Genomic DNA, 13,606 nt, shown 5'->3' with positions numbered 1-13,606 from the left:
GGGGCCAGCGATACCGCAGGTGGCGGGGGTGGGAGCAGCAGTAGCTCGCTGACCCTCTTCGCGTATTCCGTGGCCCAGCCCGCTTTCGACAAGGCGGTCCCCGCGTTCGACAAGACGGCCGCGGGCAAGGGAGTTCAGGTCCAGCAGTCCTACGGCCCGTCCGGAGACCAGTCCCGCAAGGTTCAGGCCGGAGCCCAGGCCGATGTGGTGAACTTCTCCGTCGAGCCCGACATCACCCGGCTGGTCAAGGCCGGCCTGGTCGATCCGAAGTGGAATGCGGACGCCGACAAGGGAATTCCCTTCGGCTCCGTCGTCGTGATCGCCGTGCGCAAGGGGAACCCCAAGGGCATCCACGATTGGAACGACCTGCTCAAGCCCGGTGTGCAGGTGGTCACACCGAATCCGTTCAGCTCCGGTTCGGCCAAGTGGAACCTGCTCGCACCGTACGCGGCCGAAAGTGACGGCGGCAAGAACCCGCAGGCCGGTCTGGATTATCTGAGCAAGCTGATTTCCAAGGATCACATCACGGTGCAGCCGAAGTCCGGGCGCGAGGCCACCGACACCTTCTTGCAGGGCACCGGTGACGCGTTGATCAGCTACGAGAACGAGGCCATCTACTCCGAGCGCAAGGGTGATCCGATCGAGCACTTCCTGCCGCCGACCACCTTCAAGATCGAGAATCCGTTCGCGGTGGTGAAGAACGCCAAGAACCCGGAAAAGGCGGTGGCGTTCAAGGACTTCCTGTACACGCCGGACGGTCAGAAGGCATTCGCGGAGGCCGGTTACCGGCCGGTCGACCCGCAGGTCGCCGCGGATTACGCCAAGGACTTCCCGCAGCCGCAGAAGCTGTGGACCATCGATGATCTGGGTGGTTGGGCCAAGGTCGACAAGGACCTGTTCACCCCGGACACCGGCAGCATCGCGGTGCTGTACGACAAGGCCACCAAATAGGGCGACTGCGTGCCTCACACAGAAAACTCGACGACTGTGTCCGAGACGAGCAGCGATGCCACGGCGGCGCCCGGGCTGACACCCTCCGTTCCCCCGCGGCCTCGACCGGGCGGTAGGTCCTGGCTGCGGGTGACCGGTTCGGTCGGCCCGCTCGGCATCGCGATCGCGGTGCTGTGGCTCAGCGTGATCGTGCTGCTGCCGTTGGCCGCGTTGACGTTCCACGCCTTCGGTGATGGCTGGTCCAGCTTCTGGAGCGCCGTCTCCGCGCCGGCGGCCCTGACCGCGCTGCGGGTGACGGTGTTCGTGTCGGTCGTGGTGGCGCTGATCAACGTCGTGATGGGCACGCTGGTCGCCTGGGTGCTCGTCCGTGACGACTTCCCCGGCAAAGGAATCGTGAACGGGCTCATCGACCTGCCCTTCGCCCTGCCGACGATCGTGGCCAGCATCGTGCTGCTGTCGCTCTACGGTCCCGACAGCCCGATCGGCGTGCACCTGTACGCCACCCAGCCCGCTCTGGTGGTAGCTCTGGCCTTCGTGACACTGCCGTTCGTGGTCCGCTCGGTGCAGCCGGTCCTGATCGAGGCCGACCGGGAGGTGGAGCAGGCCGCCGTCTCGCTCGGCGCCGACAGCTGGACGACGTTCCGCCGGATCATATTGCCGACGCTCGCTCCGGCGATCCTGTCCGGCGGCGGACTCGCCTTCGCGCGCGCGATCGGCGAATACGGATCGGTAGTCCTGATCGGCGGCGATATTCCCAGGCACACGCAAGTGGCCTCGCAATATATCCAACAGCAGATCGAGGTGGATCGTCCGGCGAACGCCGCCGCGGTGTCGGTGATACTGCTGGTGATCTCCTTCGCGACGCTGCTGGTGCTGCGGTTGTTCGCCGGGCGCAGCGCACGCAAGGAGCGGATGAGCCGATGAAACTGTCCGCACCTACCCGGATCTCACTGCGTGTGATCGCACTGGCGTATCTGCTCGTCCTGCTGGTGTCACCACTGGTCATCATCTTCTGGCGTAGTTTCCAGCACGGCATCGGCGCGTTCGTCGAATCGATCACCACTCCCGCGGCGATCTCGGCGTTCGACTTGACGATCGTCATCATCGCGATCGTGGTTCCGGTGAACGTCATATTCGGCGTGATCACCGCGATCGCATTGGCACGCGGGAACTTTCCGGGCCGCACTCTCATTCAGGGCATCGTGGATCTGCCGTTCGCGGTGTCTCCGGTGATCGTGGGCGTGGCTCTCATCATGCTGTGGGGCGTCGGCGGTTGGTTCGGTGGTGTCGAAAGTCTCGGCTTCAAAGTAATTTTCGGCCTGCCCGGCATGGTGCTCGCGACCATTTTCGTCACGCTGCCGTTCGTGGTGAGCGAGGTGGTGCCGGTGCTGCACGAGATCGGGGACGAGCAGGAGCAGGCGGCCGCCACGCTGGGCGCCACTGGCTGGCAGACCTTCTGGCGGATCACCGTGCCCGCTATCCGGTGGGGTCTGACCTACGGCATCGTGCTCACTGTTGCGCGCGGACTGGGCGAGTACGGCGCGGTGATCATGGTGTCCTCCGGGTTGCCCGGAATATCGCAGACGCTGACGCTGTTGGTGAGCGGTCGCTATACCAACGATCACAACACCTTCGGCGCATATTGTGCGGCGACCCTGCTCATGGGCATCGCGCTCGTCGTTCTCATTCTGATGACCCTTCTAGAACGCAAGCGGGGCACTGCCAAATGATCACCGTCACCAACGCGAACAAGAATTACGGTACTTTCGCTGCCCTCGATGACGTCAGCCTCGAAATTCCCTCCGGCGAGCTGACGGCGTTGCTCGGCCCGTCAGGGTCCGGCAAGTCGACATTGCTGCGTTCGATTGCCGGGCTGGAATCGTTGGATTCCGGCGCCGTTGTCATCGCTGGGCGCGATGTCACCCGGGTCTCGCCGCAGAAGCGCGATATCGGGTTCGTATTCCAGCATTATGCGGCGTTCAAGCATATGACCGTGCGCGACAATGTGGCCTTCGGGTTGAAGATTCGCCGGCGGCCCAAGAACGAGATCGCCAAGCGGGTGGACGAACTGCTCGGGATCGTCGGCCTGGACGGTTTTCAGCACCGCTATCCGGCGCAATTGTCCGGCGGTCAGCGCCAGCGTATGGCGCTGGCCCGGGCGCTCGCGGTGGATCCGCAGGTGCTGCTGCTGGACGAGCCGTTCGGCGCGCTGGACGCGAAGGTGCGCTTGGACCTGCGCACCTGGCTGCGCCGCCTGCACGAGGAGGTGCACGTGACCACGGTGCTGGTCACGCACGACCAGGAGGAAGCCCTGGACGTGGCCGACCGGATCGCGGTCATGAACGCCGGGCGCATCGAACAGATCGGCAGTCCGGAGGATGTCTACGATCGTCCGGCGAACGAATTCGTGATGTCGTTTCTGGGTGCGGTGGCGAAATTGAACGGGCATTTGGTGCGTCCGCACGATATCCGTATCGGCCGCGATCCGGAGATGGCACTGGCCTCCGGCGAGGGCACCGCGGAATCGGCGGGCATCACCCGAGCGAGGGTGGAACGCGTGGTCGTGCTCGGGTTCGAGGTGCGGCTGGAATTGCGCAATGCTGCCACGGGAGACCTGTTCACCGCGCAGGTCACCCGGGGCGATGCCGAGGCGCTGCATCTGGCCGAGGGAGAAACGGTGTATGCGCGGGCGACCCGAATCCCGACTCTGCCGGTCCACTAGATTTCTCGGCGCTTTTACCATCGGTATGCCGCATCTGCGGCATGCCGACAATAGGAACAGCGAGCGAGATCGCTGAGGACGCACCGGAATAGGTCGAACCAGCCCGTCGCTGTTCGTCGCCTTGGCCGCCGAATTGGTGGCCTCCGACGGTGAGATGGTGGCTACGGCCACCGCCACCGCTCGCATCGTCCCGCTGGGATGAGTGCCCCCCGCTGCATCCGTATCGATGCGGGCGGGTTGCTGGACGGTCTGTTCAGGGCATGTCACACGAGGACAACCGCATGTCCGGTGCTTGGCATGGCCCGGGCGCGGGTGGTTGCCTGATAGCGGGTCGGATCACGATTGCATAAATGCTCGTCGATCGAGGTGGTGTGATGACGGTTGGGCTCGGAGTGAGTGTCGGCACGGTCAACACTGTGTGCGCGACGACGGATGAGGAAGGGTCGTCGCGTTTTCGGCAGCTCAGACCGGACCACCGGCAGGACAGACCGGGCGGTGTGCCCGGGACGTGGCGCACCACCCTCACCTTCGACAGCTCCGGTGCCGCGCGGGTGGGGCGCTTCCCGAAACACGGTCGCGCCCTGACCGAATTCGCCGATCTCGCCCAGCGCTCGGCGCCGGCCGCACGGGTCGGGCATCGGGCGCTGTCGGCGGCGGATCTGGTGGCGACCGTGGTGCGCGGCGTGATCGAGGAGACCCTCGGTGAGGCCACGCCGGATGTCGGTGTGGCCGTGAGTCATCCGGTCGGCTATTCGGACGAATTGGTGTCCGAGCTGCGCGAGGCGCTCGCCGCCGCCGGCCTGCCGCAGGCCACTCTGGTCGCCGAACCGGTCGCGGCCCTGGCTTGGCTCGACGCCACGCACGGTCCGCTCACCCCGGGGCTGACGCTCGTGTACGACCTGGGTGGATCCGGGTTGAGCGTGACGCTGGCCCGGGTCGGCGCGGGCGCGCCGAGCTATCCGGTCGTCGGTGAGCCGCTGCGGTCGAACCGGTACGGCGGCCGGGCCTTCGGGGCATTGATGGCCGAGGAGGGGCGCCGGTCGGTGGCCCGGGCGCGGATGGTGGCGCGGGTGTCGTCGCTGACGACGCCGAGTTCGCGCGCGGGTGAGTCCGGGTCGGCGTCGCCGACGGCAGATCCGGAGTCCGCGATGGCGGGGCCGGGCGAGCGGTCGCTGGCCGATTCCGATGCCGCGATCACCGATCTGCGGACCGAGCATGTACGGCGCTCGCTGGAACTGGTCTATAGATGCCTGCGCATCGCCGATGTGACCATGGCCGACGTCGATCGGGTTCTGGTCGTCGGAGGAGCGGCGCGACCGCGTGAGGTGGCGGCCGTCCTCGCCGAGGAGTTGGCCCGGCCGGTGATCGTCGCGCCGGATCCGGAGCGGACGATCGCCGAGGGTGCGGCGATCGTGGCGCGTCGCGAGATGACGGCCGCGGAGGGCGTGACCCGGCACGGCCGGATCGGCGTGGGGTGGCTGCCGTCCCGGCGGCTGGTGCGGCTGGTCGCGGCGGCGCTGATCGCCGGGGCAGGGGTGTTGCTGGGGCTGATCGCACCCGACGCCGCGGTATCGGCGCATCATGTCGTGAACGGGGTGATGCTCTGGTCGCGGTGACCGTACTTCCGGGTGAGCGATGCGGCCTGGTCGGGTAGTGGATGACATGGCCAGGCGGGAGCTGTGCCGGCGCGGTGTGGATACATCGGTTGACGTAACTCCAAGTTGGTGTAACTATTGGATACAGTTACCCGACCAGTGGAGAGGCTGTGACGATGACGTACACTGCCACGACGTCCGACGTCGATCCTGTAGACCCCGTTGTCCGGGAGGCGCAGGAGTACGCCGCGAAGCTGATGCTGCTGTCCGAAGGGTCGGTGCACCGGCATTTCGATCCCTACGAGGATATCGACTGGGACAACCCGGATTTCGACGCGGCCGCCCTGCCGGAGCGCTGGATCCTGCCCGTCTCCGCGGACACCCTGGGCCGCCACCCCTGGTATCTGGCCCAGTCCACCGAGCGGCAGATCGAGATCGGCAAGTATCGCCAGGCCAACGTCGCCAAGGTGGGCCTGCAGTTCGAGTCGATCCTGATCAGCGGCATGGTGAACCACACGTTCTCGCTGCCCAACGGGTCCCCGGAGTTCCGGTACTGCACCCATGAGATGGCCGAGGAGCTCAACCACACCCTGATGTTCCAGGAGATGGTGAACCGCATCGGCGCCGACGTGCCGGGGATGGGCCCGTTCGTGCGGCAGTTCCGGCACCTGAGCGTCCCGGTGGCCGTGTTGTTCCCGAATCTGTTCTTCATGGCCGTGCTGGGTGGTGAGGAGCCGATCGACCACATCCAGAAGGCGATCCTGCGTTCGGGTGAGGAAGTGCATCCGATCATGCACGGGGTCATGGCGATTCATGTCGCCGAGGAGGCCCGGCACATCTCCTTCGCGCACGAATTCTTGAAGCATCATGTGCCCGAGGCGAAGCCGTTGAACAAGGCGGTACTGTCGCTGGCGTTTCCGCTGGTGATGTGGCTGCTGGGGCGCTCGATCGTGAAGCCGCCCAAGTCGTTCTTCAAGGAGTTCGACATCCCCGAAGAGGTGCGCCGGGATCTGTTCTTCGGGTCCAAGGACGCGCGGCAGACCTTCAGCGACTACTTCGTGGATGTGCGCGCGCTGGCCACCGAAATCGGCCTGATGAACCCGATCGCCAAGGGTGTGTGGAAACTGCTGCGCATCGACGGTCCGGTCAGCCGCTACCGTTCCGAGCCGCTGCGTTCGGTCAAGGCCGCCTGAGCGATGCCCTACGTCGTCACCCAGTCCTGTTGCAGCGACGCCTCCTGCGTGTACGCCTGCCCGGTCAACTGCATCCATCCCACGCCGGACGAGCCCGACTTCCTGAGCGCGGAGATGCTGTACGTGGACCCGCAGGCGTGCGTGGACTGCGGTGCGTGCGCCACGGCGTGCCCGGTGGACGCGATCGTCTCGACCAAACGCCTTGCGCCCGAGCAGCAGCCGTTCATCGAGATCAACGCGGACTTCTACCGTCAGGTGCGACCACGCCCGTTGCTGGCGCGGCCGATTCCGGCGGCGCGGGTGGAGCGCGGGCCGCTGCGGGTGGCGATCGTCGGTTCCGGCCCCTCGGCGATGTATGCCGCGGACGAGTTGCTCACCCAGCCCGATGTGGCGGTGACGGTGCTGGACCGGCTGCCCGTGCCCTACGGGCTGGCCCGGTACGGGGTCGCGCCGGATCATGTCAGGACCCGGCAGGTGAGTCGGCTGTTCGACGTGATCTCGGCCCAGCCGGGTTTCGTCTCGTATCTGAATGTGACTGTGGGCGAGGATATTTCGCATGAGGACCTGCTCCGGCACCATCACGCGGTGATCTACGCGGTCGGCGCCTCGGCGGATCGCAAACTCGGCATCCCGGGTGAGGGGCTGCCCGGCAGCGGGTCGGCGACCGATTTCGTGGCCTGGTACACCGGCCATCCCGACCAGGCCGAGCAGGTGTTCGATCTGTCCCAGCGGCGGGCGGTGATCGTCGGCAACGGCAACGTCGCACTGGACGTCGCCCGGATTCTCACTGCCGATCCGGAGTCGTTGCGCGGCACCGATATCTCACCGATGGCGCTGGAGTCTCTGCGGCACAGCAAGATCGAGGAAGTGGTGATCCTGGCTCGGCGCGGCCCGGCCGAATCCGCGTTCACCGTGCCGGAATTCGTGGGCCTGCTGGGCTCCGACGTCGATATCGTGGTGGAAGGCGATGTGCCGCAGCCTGCTGCGGGTATGCCCCAGCAGATCGAGCACAAACTGCGCCTGCTTCGAGACCTCGCCGATCGCCCCGTGCGCGGCCGCAGGCGGATCGTGCTGCGCTATCTCCTCACGCCGACGGAATTGCCCGGGACCGACCGGGTCACCGGAATTCACCTGGCGCACAACGAACTCACCACGGATCCGGAAGGCGTCGTGCGGTCCGTGCCGACAGGTTCGACCGAGACCTTGGACGCCGGACTGGTTCTGACCTCTGTCGGCTATCGCGGGGTGCCACTGCCCGGGCTGCCGTTCGACGGCGCGGCCGGAGTAATCCCGAACACCGCCGGCCGAGTGCTCTGCGAGGGTGAGCCGCTGCGGGGGGCGTACGTGACGGGGTGGATCAAACGTGGCCCCACCGGATTCATCGGCACCAACAAGTCCTGCGCCCAGGAGACCGTGCGCCTGCTCGTCGACGACTTCAACTCCGGGCGTTTACCGGAACCGGCGGGCGGCCCCGCGGATTTCGACGCTCTGGTGACCGATCGTCGTCCCGCGGCCATCCGTGGCGGAGCGCCGGCCCGCTCCGGGCGTAAGCGCCGCCTGTTGACTCGCGCCTGAACGCGCGCCGGTCGATCTTCATCGGTCGAACTCGAGTCGATGACGGCTGTCGGCGGTGGAATACCGGGCGGTCTATCCGAGATGGCCGGTCTGATGCATTCGCCGGATTCCGAGGCGGCGGCAACTATTCAGCCACCTGGCCTCTGGTGATCAAATCCTGATGGACACTGTCACTTTTGAGCCATGTACAGCGCACCGGTCGGTATTCAATGGTAATTACTGTGATGTAGCCAGGTTTGTTGGCTAATTGGGCGCTTTGCATGTTTTCCAACCCTGTATTCGAACCTGGTCGATGGTCTATCAGGCATTTTGTAATATAGACCGGTGGGTATGAAAGCTTTTCGGCCCATTCGGTATTCGCGAATGACACCGGCCAGCTAACCTGTGATCGCTGTTTGGTAAACGACCGCGACCACAAGGTTCGTCATCCTGGGGCCGTGGTCACGGTGCGTTGACGGGATGGCAATGACTGTTGGCTTCGGCATGAGCATCGGCACAGTGAACTCCATATGGGCGACCACCTCCGACGATCGCGAGCGTCCGGCCGTCCGGGTGCGCCGCACCGCCGTCACCTTCGACAGCGCGGGTGGCCCGCGCATCGGCGGCCTTCCGCGATTCGCCCCTGTCGTCACGGATTTCGCCGATCTCACCAACGAGGTGGAGCCGGTGGTCCTCGGCGGGCGGATCTGGACCTCGGCCGATCTTGTCGCCGCGGTGGCCACCCACGTGGTCGATGCCGTCGAACCCGATGCCGACCCCGTGATCACTTATCCCGCTTGCTATTCCGAGCGCCCGGTGGAGCGGCTGCGGCATGCGCTGGACTGGGCGGGCGCCGACGGCGCCGTGCTGATGCCCGAGCCGGTGGCGGCGGTGGAATGGCTCGACGCCGAATACGGCGTCTCCGACAACGGGGTGACCCTCGTCTATGACCTGGGCGGCAACAGTCTCGACATCGCCGTCATACGCACCGAGGCCGACCGGGACGAACGCGGCGTACTCGGCCGGGCCCTGCGCTCGCACGATTACGGTGGTCGTCCGCTCGGCGCGATCCTGGCCAGGTATGCGCGGGCGTTGTCGCCGGGGGTGCCCTCGCCGGTGTCGAAGGTTGTCCCGGCGGCCGACACCACCCGATTACGCACCTGGAATGTGCGCAATTCCCTTCGCCTGGTTCGTCGTTGCGTGCACGCGACCGGACTCACCCTGCAGGATGTGGACCGCGTGCTGCTGGTCGGGGGTGCGGCTCGTCCCGTGGAGGTGGCGCGGGTGCTGGCCGAACTGGATCGCCCGGTGGTGATGTCGCCCGATCCCGCGCATACGGTCGCCGTCGGCGCGGCCCTCGCCTCGGCCCGCCTGGCCGACTTCGGCGCGGGCATGGGCCGGTACGCGCGCGGAGCTGCCGTATTATCCAGTGCGGCAGTCGCTTCCGCGCTGGCCATGTCGGCGGCCACCATGCTCGGCGGCGGTCCGGTCGGGGCCGACGGTCCGGTCGTGGAGATCGCCCCGGCCCTCGCCGGTCCCGCCGAGAGTCACACCGCCGACACGCCGCGGCTCGACGGCGTCGACGCCATTGCGAGCGGTGCACCCGCAGCCGACGTCCAACTGACCACCTACTCCACTCCGAGCACGTATTCCCCTGTGGTACAGCGAACCTCGGTACCGGCGGTCGCCCGGGTCGAGAGTTCGTTCAGCACGCACGGCAACAGTCAGCTCTGCACCGCGGCCGACAACGTCAGACCACGCACCTACGCCGATCCCGCCCAATTCACCAATCCGCTTCCCTTCATCACCACGTCGGACACCTCCTACCTGGCCCCCTTCACCGGCTCCATCCCGTCGATCAGCCTGCCCTCCATCGCGCAGACCTCGATACCTGCTGCCGCGCAGCCTGTTTCATCCTCGAGTGCTGCCGCATCCGCGTCCTCGCCCCCCGGCGGCACATCGACGCATCCCGTATCGGCCCCGGTCGCCTCCAACGCCGGACCCGCCTCCGGAACGACGGGATCGAACACCGGCACGGCGTCCGCGAATCCCGGCGCCCCAGCCTCCGGAATCGGGCCAACGGACTCCACAGCGACCGATTCCTCTCCCGGCACGGGCGCGAATGCCGCACCGGGCGTGAGCAACTCGGGGCCGACCAGCTCGGCATCGAGCAGTGCGACCTCCCCGGGCGCTGAAACCGGCGGACCGAGTTCTACCGGATGGGATTCCAGCGGCTCGATATCGGGAGTCGGCGACTCCGCGGGCGGGGGCCGGGCCTCCGGAGGGCCATCGTCCGCGGGCGGCGGACCGTCCTCGGCGGGCGGCTCGTTCGGCGGTGCGGGGCACTCGTCGAGCGGTGGCTCCCATGCCGGTTCCGCGGGTGGAGGCTCCATGGGCGGCGGCTCGCACGGGGGCTCTGCGGGCGGCGGCTCGCACGGTGGTTCGGGCGGTGGGGGCCACCACTGAGCCTCATGTCGCCAAGCGTAGTAGGAGTACAAATGGGATTATGCCGTCGCCGCTGACTCGTCTGGTTCTGACCGTGACGCTTGCCGCCAACAGACGGGGGCTGTATCTCGGACGTCGGTCGACGCGGGTGCATGTGGCGGTCTACCGATGGACCGGGGGACGGGTCGGCACGCGGATGACGGGCCTACCCGACGCGCGGATCCTGCTGCTCGATCAGATCGGCGCGAAGAGTGGGGTGGGCCGGACGTCCCCGCTGATCTTCCTGCGAGACAACGGCACACCCGTGATCGCGGCGTCGAAGGCCGGGCAGCCGGAACTTCCGGCATGGTTCCACAACCTGCGGGCGCATCCGAAGACGACGATCCAGATCGGGCCCGAGCGCTTTCGGGTGCGTGCTCGGGTCGCGACCGAGCCGGAGCGGGATCGGTTGTGGCCCAGCTTCGTCGCGATATTCCCGGCGCTCGAGAGCTATCAGCGCACCGTCGGCGAACGCGGGATTCCGCTGGTGATCCTCGAACCACGCTGACCGGCAGATCGCGCGGTCTGCGGCACGGCTGCGCTTTCCCGCGCACACTGGAGTGATGGACCCCCGGATCATCGGCACCCTGATGCCCGTACTCGAGGTCGCCCTGGACCCCGGTGAGACCGTGGTCGCCGAATCCGGACAGCTGTCGTGGATGACCGACTCGATCCGGTTGCGCACCTCCACGCGGGTGGCGACGGGTGGAGTGTTCAGTGCGGTGAAGCGGGCGCTGGCAGGCGCGGGCCTGTTCATGACCGAGTACAGCGCCGCTCGCCGTCCGGGCACGGTGGCGTTCGCGGCGAAACTGCCCGGGCGGATCGTTCCGGTGAGCCTGCGCCGGGGCGGCGACTACCTGGTGCACCGCCACGGATTCCTCTGCGCCGCAGGCGATGTGCGAGTATCGCTGAGTTTTCAACGACGTCTCGGCGCGGGAATCTTCGGCGGCGCGGGCTTCACGCTGCAACGGGTCAGTGGCGAGGGGACGATGTGGGCCGAATTGTCCGGCGAGGTGATCCAATACGATCTGGCGCCCGGCGAGACCTTGCGTGTGCATCCCGGTCATGTCGGAATGTTCGATGCCACAGTCGGATTCGATATCACGACCGTGCGCGGCATCCGCAATGTCCTGTTCGGCGGCGACGGGTTGTTCCTGGCGGCGCTGACCGGGCCGGGCCGAGTGTGGTTGCAGTCGCTGACCATCAGCAACCTGGCGCACGCGATCACTCCCTACCTGCCGCTGCCGGAGCCGGACGGGAGGTAGTAGTCGTTCGGCAAACAACGACCAATGGCCGTGAAAGTACATCTGTGCTATCAGTCAGAATGAATCGGTGGACACAGCGAACAGGCCCCAACTGATAGCTCTCGATGTGGACGGCACGATTCTGCGCACGGGCGAGCCGATCTCGCCGCGCGTGCGCGCGGCGGTGCGGGCGGCGGCGCAGGCCGGTGCGCACGTGGTCGTCACGACGGGGCGCACACTGCTGGCGACCCGCCTGGTCATCCGGGAGCTAGGTCTGGAGTCCGGACACGCCATCTGTTCGAACGGCGCTGTGCACGCGGACATTTCGACCTGGGAACCGCTCGCGGTGCACACCTTCGACGCCGAACCCTCGGTCGGCATCCTGCGCGAGGTGTTCCCGGACATGGTGCTGTCGGTGGAGAAGGTCGGCGTCGGCACCTGGGCCACCGGCTACTACCCCGGCAGTTTCCGTTTGGGCGAATTCCGTTTCGTCGAGGACGGTGACCTGAGCCGCGAGCCGACCACCCGCCTCAACGGCTGGTGGCCGGGTGGTTCGCTGGCCGATATGGTGACGTTGATGGGGGAGCGGCAACTGCCCGGCGCGGGCTGGGTACACGGCGAGGAGGAGCCCTGGCTCGTGGCATCCCGCGACGGGATCTCCAAGGGCTGGGCGCTCGAGCGGCTGCGCGAGCAACTCGGCATCCCGCTCGCGGCCACCCTCGCCGTCGGCGACGGCTACAACGACTGCGAAATGCTCTCCTGGGCAGGCCATTCCGTAGCAATGGGCAATGCGGTCACCCCCGCCCGCGAGGCCGCCGACGAGATCACCGCGACCGTCGCCGACGACGGCGTCGCCCTAGTCCTGGAACGTTGGTTCTGAATCACGCCGACCAGCTGATCAGGGGCGGCCGGACCGCCGCACAGAGCGGATGCCCCTTCGGGTCCGTGAGCCCGAGCCGCCCCACCAGATTTCCGCTGTCCACCGCTTCGCGAAGCACCGACGGTTCGATCCCATCGAACATCAGCTTCGCGCGCCGGAACATGGTGAACGCGCCTTCCCCATCCACCGTTCCCCAGGACAGGTAGATGAACCGCCCGCCGCGCGATCCCTGGATCTGCGGCCCCCGAATGTCGATGCCGTCATCCCCGACGCTCGCGGTGCACTCCAATGTCCACACCACCGACGCCGCATCCCCCGGACACGGCTCGAACAATTCATCGGGCCGGCCCCGACGCTGGACGGCCACATGCACGTCGCGATACCCGCCGGGCACTTCACCGCCCGGCCCGCACTCGCGCCCTGGCAGATTCGCCCCTTCGATCCGTACCAGGAGCCGCACGGCCGAATCACTCGCCGCCGACACGATCCGCTCCGGACACCTGTTCTACGGCTCTTTCATCGCGAGACGTCTCGGCCATGACCTCACCGTAGCGCATCGGGAGAACCGGCCTCCCGCTACATTTTCACGACCATTCTGGCGGAAACCGGACTTCTGAGCCCGGAAAATGCAGCGATAGGCCGGGTTGTCGCGTGGTGGCTGGAGTCGGCTCGCGGCTCGCGGTTCGGTGTGGTGGCCGTGCGCTGGCGGGTCGCGGGGTGTGGGAGAACCGGCCTCCGGCTGCATTCTTCGGGTGGAATTGTCGGGAACCAGAGTTTCGAGGCGGAAAAATGCAGCGATAAGCCGGGCCTTGAAGTTCGAACCGCGACGGAGGGTGTGGGTCGGGAGTCGAGGGATCAGGCGACGGCTGTGTGCGGGCGATCGATGCTGGCGTGTCGGGCTGTGGCATATCGGGTTGCGATCACCTCGGTGACCAGGCGGTGTGCGCCGATCGGGGTGGCGTGGGTCAGGTGGGGGGCCGTGG

General features: G+C 66.9%; 12 protein-coding genes. 11 read left to right on the top strand and 1 reads right to left on the bottom strand.

Translation table 11 applies throughout. The annotated features are described in order from the left end of the window. The 11 genes from JZ791_RS40845 to JZ791_RS40795 form a co-directional block, all read left to right on the top strand. Positions 1 to 951: sulfate ABC transporter substrate-binding protein (locus JZ791_RS40845; protein ID WP_216902795.1), on the top strand; the 951-nt coding region annotated here is incomplete at its 5' end. A gap of 75 nt (positions 952 to 1,026) precedes the next feature. Beyond that, positions 1,027 to 1,875 (top strand): sulfate ABC transporter permease subunit CysT, encoded by an 849-nt coding sequence (cysT, locus tag JZ791_RS40840; RefSeq protein WP_254207229.1) that lies wholly within the window; start codon positions 1,027 to 1,029, stop codon positions 1,873 to 1,875. Further along, positions 1,872 to 2,681: a sulfate ABC transporter permease subunit CysW gene (gene cysW, locus JZ791_RS40835; protein ID WP_216902791.1), complete on the top strand. Its 810-nt coding sequence runs from the start codon at positions 1,872 to 1,874 to the stop codon at positions 2,679 to 2,681. The genes cysT and cysW overlap by 4 nt, the downstream gene beginning before the upstream one ends. Next, on the top strand, positions 2,678 to 3,673 hold the full coding sequence (locus JZ791_RS40830) for a sulfate/molybdate ABC transporter ATP-binding protein (RefSeq protein ID WP_216902789.1): 996 nt from the start codon (positions 2,678 to 2,680) through the stop codon (positions 3,671 to 3,673). Before cysW ends, JZ791_RS40830 begins: the two co-directional genes overlap by 4 nt. Positions 3,674 to 4,047: 374 nt before the next feature. After that, a complete protein-coding gene (locus JZ791_RS40825) occupies positions 4,048 to 5,289 on the top strand; it encodes an Hsp70 family protein (protein ID WP_216902787.1) in 1,242 nt (413 codons plus the stop codon). A 155-nt stretch (positions 5,290 to 5,444) separates the two neighbouring features. After that, the gene (locus JZ791_RS40820; protein ID WP_216902785.1) at positions 5,445 to 6,461 is read left to right on the top strand and encodes an AurF N-oxygenase family protein; all 1,017 of its coding nucleotides are present in this window, start codon (positions 5,445 to 5,447) and stop codon (positions 6,459 to 6,461) included. Positions 6,462 to 6,464: 3 nt separating this feature from the next. Continuing rightward, positions 6,465 to 8,036: an FAD-dependent oxidoreductase gene (locus JZ791_RS40815; protein ID WP_216902783.1), complete on the top strand. Its 1,572-nt coding sequence runs from the start codon at positions 6,465 to 6,467 to the stop codon at positions 8,034 to 8,036. A 483-nt stretch (positions 8,037 to 8,519) separates the two neighbouring features. Further along, on the top strand, positions 8,520 to 10,481 hold the full coding sequence (locus JZ791_RS40810) for an acetate and sugar kinases/Hsc70/actin family protein (protein ID WP_216902781.1): 1,962 nt from the start codon (positions 8,520 to 8,522) through the stop codon (positions 10,479 to 10,481). Between the two features lie 40 nt (positions 10,482 to 10,521). Continuing rightward, the gene (locus JZ791_RS40805) at positions 10,522 to 11,007 is read left to right on the top strand and encodes a nitroreductase/quinone reductase family protein (protein WP_254207225.1); all 486 of its coding nucleotides are present in this window, start codon (positions 10,522 to 10,524) and stop codon (positions 11,005 to 11,007) included. Positions 11,008 to 11,062: 55 nt separating this feature from the next. Further along, the gene (locus tag JZ791_RS40800; protein WP_216902779.1) at positions 11,063 to 11,764 is read left to right on the top strand and encodes a TIGR00266 family protein; all 702 of its coding nucleotides are present in this window, start codon (positions 11,063 to 11,065) and stop codon (positions 11,762 to 11,764) included. A 67-nt stretch (positions 11,765 to 11,831) separates the two neighbouring features. Beyond that, positions 11,832 to 12,623: an HAD family hydrolase gene (locus JZ791_RS40795; protein ID WP_308163429.1), complete on the top strand. Its 792-nt coding sequence runs from the start codon at positions 11,832 to 11,834 to the stop codon at positions 12,621 to 12,623. 1 nt (position 12,624) lies between these two features. Here JZ791_RS40795 and JZ791_RS40790 read toward each other — a convergent pair whose 3' ends face one another. After that, the gene (locus tag JZ791_RS40790; RefSeq protein ID WP_308163428.1) at positions 12,625 to 13,107 is read right to left on the bottom strand and encodes a DUF5990 family protein; all 483 of its coding nucleotides are present in this window, start codon (positions 13,105 to 13,107) and stop codon (positions 12,625 to 12,627) included. Between the last annotated feature and the right edge of the window lie 499 nt (positions 13,108 to 13,606).

The organism is Nocardia alni (assembly GCF_019038435.1).
Taxonomy (GTDB): Bacteria; Actinomycetota; Actinomycetes; order Mycobacteriales; family Mycobacteriaceae; genus Nocardia; species Nocardia alni.
The sequence above is the reverse complement of the archived record's forward strand: the minus strand, read 5'-3'. Positions and strand labels throughout refer to the sequence as shown.

Bases quoted from the DNA above. Each gene is read 5' to 3' on its own strand.
- cysW (WP_216902791.1), top strand. From the start codon at position 1,872: ATGAAACTGTCCGCACCTACCCGGATCTCACTGCGTGTGATCGCACTG.
- JZ791_RS40830 (WP_216902789.1), top strand. From the start codon at position 2,678: ATGATCACCGTCACCAACGCGAACAAGAATTACGGTACTTTCGCTGCC.
- JZ791_RS40825 (WP_216902787.1), top strand. From the start codon at position 4,048: ATGACGGTTGGGCTCGGAGTGAGTGTCGGCACGGTCAACACTGTGTGC.
- JZ791_RS40820 (WP_216902785.1), top strand. From the start codon at position 5,445: ATGACGTACACTGCCACGACGTCCGACGTCGATCCTGTAGACCCCGTT.
- JZ791_RS40815 (WP_216902783.1), top strand. From the start codon at position 6,465: ATGCCCTACGTCGTCACCCAGTCCTGTTGCAGCGACGCCTCCTGCGTG.
- JZ791_RS40810 (WP_216902781.1), top strand. From the start codon at position 8,520: ATGAGCATCGGCACAGTGAACTCCATATGGGCGACCACCTCCGACGAT.
- JZ791_RS40805 (WP_254207225.1), top strand. From the start codon at position 10,522: ATGCCGTCGCCGCTGACTCGTCTGGTTCTGACCGTGACGCTTGCCGCC.
- JZ791_RS40800 (WP_216902779.1), top strand. From the start codon at position 11,063: ATGGACCCCCGGATCATCGGCACCCTGATGCCCGTACTCGAGGTCGCC.